Source organism: Mesorhizobium sp., from assembly GCF_004962925.1.
Taxonomy (GTDB): Bacteria; Pseudomonadota; Alphaproteobacteria; order Rhizobiales; family Rhizobiaceae; genus Mesorhizobium.
Genome location: NZ_SUEO01000144.1, coordinates 2,254 through 9,635 on the forward strand (window position 1 = coordinate 2,254; position 7,382 = coordinate 9,635).

The 7,382-nt window shown below is 64.0% G+C and carries 6 protein-coding genes; 4 read left to right on the forward strand and 2 right to left on the reverse strand.

Going from position 1 to position 7,382, the window contains the following annotated elements; genetic code table 11:
• Positions 1–107 precede the first annotated feature (107 nt).
• On the forward strand, positions 108–1,802 hold the full coding sequence (locus E5W87_RS24215; RefSeq protein ID WP_292403241.1) for a long-chain fatty acid--CoA ligase: 1,695 nt from the start codon (positions 108–110) through the stop codon (positions 1,800–1,802).
• 88 nt (positions 1,803–1,890) lie between these two features.
• The gene (locus tag E5W87_RS24220; protein ID WP_292403273.1) at positions 1,891–2,580 is read left to right on the forward strand and encodes a methyltransferase; all 690 of its coding nucleotides are present in this window, start codon (positions 1,891–1,893) and stop codon (positions 2,578–2,580) included.
• Here E5W87_RS24220 and E5W87_RS24225 read toward each other — a convergent pair.
• The gene (locus E5W87_RS24225; protein WP_292403243.1) at positions 2,564–3,286 is read right to left on the reverse strand and encodes an HAD family hydrolase; all 723 of its coding nucleotides are present in this window, start codon (positions 3,284–3,286) and stop codon (positions 2,564–2,566) included. The two genes, E5W87_RS24220 and E5W87_RS24225, sit on opposite strands and share 17 nt — an antisense overlap.
• Positions 3,287–3,291: 5 nt before the next feature.
• Complete coding sequence (gene pgi, locus E5W87_RS24230; protein WP_292403247.1) at positions 3,292–4,935, reverse strand: glucose-6-phosphate isomerase; 1,644 nt, start codon at positions 4,933–4,935, stop codon at positions 3,292–3,294.
• A gap of 312 nt (positions 4,936–5,247) precedes the next feature.
• On the opposite strand from pgi, the gene E5W87_RS24235 reads away from it, so the two are divergent.
• Together E5W87_RS24235 and E5W87_RS24240 are read left to right on the forward strand one after the other, a co-directional pair.
• A complete protein-coding gene (locus E5W87_RS24235; protein ID WP_095482982.1) occupies positions 5,248–6,741 on the forward strand; it encodes a PLP-dependent aminotransferase family protein in 1,494 nt (497 codons plus the stop codon).
• A gap of 179 nt (positions 6,742–6,920) precedes the next feature.
• On the forward strand, positions 6,921–7,382 hold a 462-nt coding region (locus E5W87_RS24240; RefSeq protein WP_292403253.1), incomplete at its 3' end, for a trimethylamine methyltransferase family protein.

Sequence of the window (7,382 nt, forward strand, 5' to 3'; positions counted from 1 at the left end):
GCCCCGACAAGTCATAATCGCCGTCCGCCAAAGCCGTTGCCGCGGCCAGGCCGAAGGCCGCAGCGACAACGGCTTCATCGGCATCGAAGCCGGGTTCGGCCAGGAGATTGCCGAAAGCGCCTGCCGCCCGATTGCCGGAAAAGCCTTGGCTCAAAAGCTATCCGAAAGTCGTTCCGGCCGAGATCGGCGTCCTGCCCTTCGGCTCCATCGGCGATCTGCTCGCCGACGTCTGCAAGCAGTATGCCGGCAGGCCCGCCTTCACCTGCATGGGCAAGACCATCAGCTATGCGGAAGTCGAGCGGCAATCGGCCGCCTTCGGCGCCTATCTGCAATCGATAGGGCTGCAGAAAGGCGCGCGCGTCGCGCTGATGATGCCGAACGTGTTGCAATATCCGGTGGCGATGATGGCAGTGCTGCGCGCCGGCTATGTCGTGGTCAATATCAACCCGCTCTACACGCCGCGCGAGCTGGAGCATCAGCTCAAGGATTCCGGCGCGCAAGCCATCGTCATTCTCGAGAATTTCGCCAACACCTTGCAGGCGGTGATCGCCAAGACGGCGGTCAAGCATGTCGTGGTCGCGGCGATGGGCGACATGCTTGGCGGCCTGAAAGGGACGATCGTCAATTTCGTCGTGCGCCGCGTGAAGAAGATGGTGCCGGCCTGGTCGCTGCCGGGCCATATCAAGTTCAACGCCGCGTTGAAGGCAGGCGCCGGCGTGAACTTCAAGCCGGTGAAGGTCGCAGCCAACGACATCGCCTTCCTGCAATATACCGGCGGCACCACGGGCATCTCGAAAGGCGCGGTGCTGCTGCACAGCAACGTGCTGGCCAATGTCGCGCAGAACGCGCTTTGGGTCGAAGACGCCTACACGGTCAAGCCGAAACCGGCGCATCTCAATTTCATCTGCGCGCTGCCGCTCTATCATATCTTTGCGCTGACGGTGAACGCGTTTATGGGCATGCAGATGGGCGGCCGGAACATACTCATTCCCAATCCGCGTGACATTCCAGGCTTCGTCAAGGAACTCGGCAAATACCCCATCCACATCTTTCCGGGCCTCAACACGCTGTTCAACGCGCTGCTCAACAATGAGGATTTCCGCAAACTCGACTTCAAGCCGCTGATCCTGACGCTGGGTGGCGGCATGGCGGTGCAGAAGGGTGTCGCCGAACGCTGGAAGGCGCTGACCGGCTGCCCGGTCACCGAGGGCTACGGGCTTTCGGAAACCTCACCGGTGGCTACCGCCAACACATTCAGCGATGGCAACTTCACCGGCACGATCGGCCTGCCGCTGCCGTCCACCGAGATCGCCATCCGCGACGACGACGGCAATGATTTGCCGCTCGGCGAAGTCGGCGAGGTCTGCATCCGCGGACCGCAAGTGATGGCCGGTTACTGGAACCGGCCGGACGAGACCGCCAAGGTGATGACCAAGGACGGTTTCTTCAAGTCGGGCGACATGGGCTTCATGGACGAGCGCGGCTACACCAAGATCGTCGACCGCAAGAAGGACATGATCCTTGTGTCCGGGTTCAACGTCTATCCGAACGAACTCGAGGAAGTCGTGGCCCTGCATCCGGGCGTGCTCGAAGTGGCGGCGATCGGCGTGCCGGACGAGCATTCAGGCGAAGTGCCGAAGCTGTTCGTCGTCAAGAAGGACCCGTTGCTGACCGCTGAGGTGCTGACTGTCTATTGCCGCGAGAACCTGACCGGCTACAAGCGGCCAAAATACATCGAGTTTCGGACCGAACTGCCGAAGACGCCGGTGGGCAAGATCCTGCGGCGGGCGTTACGGGGATAGGTATATAACTTTGGGCGATTGCCTTACTGTCGACGACGCGGCGAACACGCTTTCCCGTCCCGATCCGCTGACATTCATCAAGGCGAACATGCGTATCGCCCCTGTTCCCGCGCTTCCCGAAATCCGGCTTTATGCAGCCCATCCAGCGAGCGGTCTGTGGCGGCTCACACATCCAGAAGGGCGAGCTGCCGGGCCGGAAGAAGAAGGAACCGAAGCCGACGAGGACGGGCCGGAGCCGCAGCCACCTTACTGGGCCTATGCCTGGGCCGGCGGCGCGGTGCTTGCCCGCTACATCCTCGATCGGCCGAAGTCCGTGGCCGGGCTTCGCGTGCTCGACCTCGGCGCCGGGTCGGGCCTCGTCGGCATCGCCGCGGCAAAGGCCGGAGCCAGCGAAGTGATCGCGGCTGAGATCGACCCTAACGGCGTCGCCGCGCTCGGTCTCAATGCGGCGGCGAACGGCGTTACGATCACGGTGGTTGGGGAGGATATCACCGCTGGTCCGCCGCTACCGGTGGATGTCGTGGCGGCCGGCGACTTGTTTTACGGGCAAGATCTCGCCGACCGGGTCATCCCCTTTCTCGACCGCTGCCTGGCCGCCGGCATCAATGTGCTTATCGGCGACCCGGGCCGCGCCTACCTGCCCCGCTCGCGGCTTCGCCTGCTAGCCGAGTACCAGGTGCCGGATGTCGGCCAGGCAAAAGATACGGGAATGAAGCCGAGCGGCGTCTTCTCGTTCGAGCCGGAGCAGCCTGGAGGCGGGCTCAGATCGTCTCCTTGACCCTTGCCGAAAGAAAGTCGGGCAGGTCGGCAACCGAATCCAGAATGACGTCGGCGATCTGCGACAGTGATTCCCGCGTGCCGGTGCCGGAGAGCACGCCGATTGCCAGCCCGCAGCCGCCGGCCCGCGCCATCTCCAAATCGTGGCGATTGTCGCCGACCATGGCGATCGCGGCCGGCCTCAGGCCGGTCAGGTCGCAGAAGGCAAGGATCGTATCCGGCGCCGGTTTCGGATTGGCCACCGCGTCGTAACCATAGGCGGCGTCGAACAGCTGCGCGACGCCCAGCGTCAGCAATGTCTTTTCCGCGCCAGTGGTCGAATCGTTGGTGGCGACGCCGAGCCGGTAGGATTTCCTGTGAAGAACGCCGAGCGTCTCGACGATGCCCGGCAGCGCCACCGCCATCGCCGAGCCCTGCATGGAGGTGATCTCGTTGAAGCGGGCGACGGCAAGCATCTGGTCTTCGTCGGACAGGCGCGGAAACCAAAGCTCGACAACGTCCATGTTGGTGCCGGAGGCAAAGATGGAGTCAGGCTTGAAGCGCTTGGTGGCGAAATCGAAGCCCGCCGCGGCAAGCAACCTGTCGGCCTTCCAGCGGTCGCCCTCCGACGCATCCATCGCCATGAAATCGGCAACGCCAAGCCATGTTGCATTGAAGTCGACAAGCGTGCCGTCCTTGTCAAACAATATTCCCTTGATCTCGGCCAAGCCGCTTACTCCGATCCGCGCAATCGGTGGATGTGTCCCACCAGCCCAGCGGTCGACGCGTCCCGCTTTGCGGCATTCTCCTTGCCTTCCACGACAGGCAGCAGCCCGGTCGCCAGTTCCTTGCCCAGCTCGACACCCCATTGGTCGAAGGAATTGATGTTGAAGAGCGTGCCTTCGACGAAGACGCGGTGCTCATAGAGCGCGATCAGCCGCCCGAACGTATGCGGATCGAGTTGTCTGTAGAGGATGGTCACCGAGGGCCGGTTGCCGGAGAAGACGCGGTGCGGGGCGATCCTGTCGACCTCGGCGGGCGTCATGCCTTTTGCCAGCATCTGTGCGCGCGCTTCCTCAAGCGTGCGGCCCTTCATGAAGGCTTCCGACTGCGCCAGGCAGTTGGCGAGCAACAGATCGTGGTGATGCTTGAGACCGGGCTCATGGCCGATGGCCGCGGCGAGAAATTCGACCGGGATGAAATCGGTGCCCTGATGCAGCAGCTGGAAGAAGGCGTGCTGGCCATTGGTGCCGGGCTCACCCCAGACCAGCGGACCCGTCGGGGTGGTCACAGCGCCGCCGTCGAGGGTGACGCTCTTGCCGTTCGATTCCATGTCGAGCTGCTGCAGATACGCCGGCAGCCTTGACAGGCGCTGGTCGTAAGGAATGACGGCGCGTGCGGGATATTTGCAGATCACCCGATGCCACCAGCCGATCAGCCCCATCAGCACCGGCAGGTTGCTGGCCAGCGGCGCCGTTTGGAAATGTTCGTCCATCGCATGCGCGCCATCAAGAAAAGCGCGAAAATTCTTCGGGCCAACGGCGATCATCACCGGCAGGCCGATCGCGCCCCACACCGAATAGCGTCCGCCGACCCAGTCCCAGAAGCCGAAGACGCGGTCGGACGCGATGCCGAATTTGGCCACCAGGTCCAGCGCAGTCGAGACGGCGGCGAAATGCTTGCCGACCGCTTCCTTGCCGAGCGCCTTCTGCACCCAGTCGCGCGCCGTTTCGGCATTGGTCATCGTCTCGACGGTGGTGAAGGTCTTCGAAGCGACGATGAACAGCGTGGTTTCGGCGGAAAGGCCCTTCAGCGTGTCGTGGATATGGGCGCCGTCGATGTTGGACACGTAATGCGTGCGCGGCCCATCGTGATAGGGCGCCAGCGCCAGCGTTGCCATGGCCGGGCCAAGGTCGGACCCGCCGATGCCGATGTTGACGATATCGGTGATCTTCTTGCCGGTGGCGCCGGCCGCCTTGCCGGAGCGCACGGCATCGGCGAAGGCGCCCATCGCGTCGAGCACGGCGACGACTTCCGCCTTCACGTCCTGGCCGTCAAGCACGATGCCCTTGCCGTTCAGGTTGCGCAGCGCGGTGTGCAGCACGGCGCGGCCCTCGGTGACGTTGATCTTCTTGCCAGAGAACATCGCGGCGCGCCGGTCTTCGAGATCGGCGGCTTCCGCCAGCCTCTCAAGCAGATCCATCGTCTGCGCATCGACCGCACATTTCGACCAGTCGAGCAGCAGGTCGCCGTCGGTGGCGGAGAATTTTTCGAAGCGCTGCGGATCAGCAGCGAAAGCCTCGCGCATGCTGCCTGACTTGGCCGCACGGTGAGCGCGCAAGGCGTCGAGCTGTTTTTGAAAGGACGATTGATCCACTGGCTTACTCCGAAGTCTTTGATGCCAACATAACAGGCCGCATGTTTCCGGCGCGTGTCGTCGCGGCAAACTATCTAGCCGAAACCCACTGGTTTCAATGGGCAGCGATGACGCACTGCGTTACGCCGCGATGACGCGTTACGTCACGCCGCGATGACGCACTGCGTCACACCGGGATGACGCAGCGCAGCGAAGGATCACTGGCGTAAATCCCAACGATCAGAAAAATTGATTGGCGCAACGCCTTGTGCCACCGGTACATTCGACTGGTCCAGCCAAATGAAAAAGGCTGGCCATCGAGGAACATTTCCCATGCCACAGCGAAACGACACGGCCATATGGTCCGGCCTGTTCCGGATTTCGGCGGACTCCGGCCAGACCCTGCAGGCGCAGATCCGTCAAGCGATCGTCGCCGCCATCCTCGACCGGCAGATTGCCGCTTCGATGCCGCTTCCGTCCTGCCGGATCCTGGCCGAGAAACTCGGCGTGGCACGCGGCACCGTGGTGCTGGCCTTCCAGCAGCTCGTCGACCAGGGTTTCCTGGTGGCGCGCGAACGGCGCGGCCATTTTGTCAATCCCGACGTGCTGGCGACCCCGGCGAGGCCGCATCAGAAGGCGCCCGACCAGGCCAATGAGATCGACTGGAAGGCGCGTCGGCAGATCGCGGCCAGCGACATGCCACCGCCGGCCAAGCACGACAACTGGATCAAGTCGTCCTACCCCTTCGTCTATGGCCAGTTCGATCCGGCACTGTTCCCGACTGCCGAGTGGCGCGAGTGCAACCGCATGGCGCTCGCCGTGCTCGAGATCCGCAACTGGGCATCCGACATGGTCGACCGCGACGATCCGCTCTTGATCGAGCAGATCCAGGCGCGGCTGTTGCCGCGGCGCGGCATCTTCGCCAATCCCGATGAGATCATCGTCACGCTCGGCGCGCAGAACGCGCTCTATATGCTGGCGACGCTGCTGATGACCAAGGGCTCCAAGGTGGCCATGGAAGACCCCGGCTATCCCGACGCACGCTCGATCTTCCGGCTGGCGGGCGCCGACGTCACACCGGTCCCGGTCGACCACTCCGGCATCGTAACCGCTTCTATTCCCAATGATTCCGGCTTCGTCTTCGTAACGCCCAGCCACCATTGCCCGACCATGGTGCCGCTGTCGGCGGAGCGCCGGCAGGACCTTTTGGCGCGCGCCAATCGCCACAACCAGATCATCATCGAGGACGGCTATGACAGCCAGCTCCTGGACGAGGCGCCGCAGCAGGCGCTGAAGAGTCTCGACCGTTCCGGTCGCGTCATCTATGTCGGCTCGATGTCGAAGACGCTGGCTCCCGGTCTGCGGCTCGGCTACATCGTCGCCTCGGCCGGGCTGATCTCCGAGCTTCGCGCGCTGCGCCGCTTCATGCTGCGTCATCCGCCGGCCAACAACCAGCGCGCGGTCGCGCTGTTCCTATCGCTTGGTCACCACGAGGCGTTGGTGCGGCGGCTGTCGAGCGCCTTCGACGAACGGCGCAAGCGTCTGATCCATGCGATTACCGCCTTCCTGCCGGAGTGGCGCTCGACCGATTCGGCCGGCGGCGCATCGCTCTGGCTCGAGGGACCGCGCGGCACCGATTCGCGCGGGCTGGCCGAGGCCGCCGCCTCGCGCAGCGTCATCATCGAGCCGGGCGACCGCTTCTTCGACCGCACTGAAAAGCCGTCGCGCTTCATGCGACTGGGCATCTCCTCGATTGCGCTGCAGCACATCGAGCCTGGCATCCGCGAACTGGCAACGGCGGCCGGGCGCAGGCCGGCGGCGGCTTGATGCCTCGTCCGCGTTTGGACCGGCCATCGTTGTTTAGCGCTCTGGCATATGCGACGGGACCGTCTGGCTCATAGGCTGTGCCAATGCCGACGGCATAGTTCGAGGCATAAGGGGACGAAGCAGGCCGATGGTGGACCAACCGCCGCCGCCAGCTTCGCAGCTAAAGGTGGAGTGCCTCCATGTCAGTGGCTGTTGAGAAGCCGGATACGCCCTCGGACCAACGTTCGCGGCGTTCCGGCGGGCGCGAAGCGCGCCGCGCCATGCGCGCGGCGCCACTCGCCGACGATATCAAGCCGGTGCGCGCCGGCCTCGAAGGCGGAAGCTACGGGCCACTCAGCGAAAACGACCGCGAGCGCATCCACGAAGCGGTGCTGACGCTGCTTGAAACGGTCGGCTTCGCCAATGCCATCCCATCCTGCATCGAGGCGTTGACCAAGGCCGGCGCCATCCTCAGCGAGGACGGGCGTATTCGTTTTCCCCGCGCGCTCGTCCTCGACACCATCAGACGAGCGGCACGGCATTTCACGCTGCATGGCCAGGATCCCAAGCACGACATGCTGATCCAGGGCAAGCGCGTGCATTACGGCACGGCGGGTGCCGCCGTGCATCTGGTCGATGTCGAGAAGCGCGAGTATCGCGAG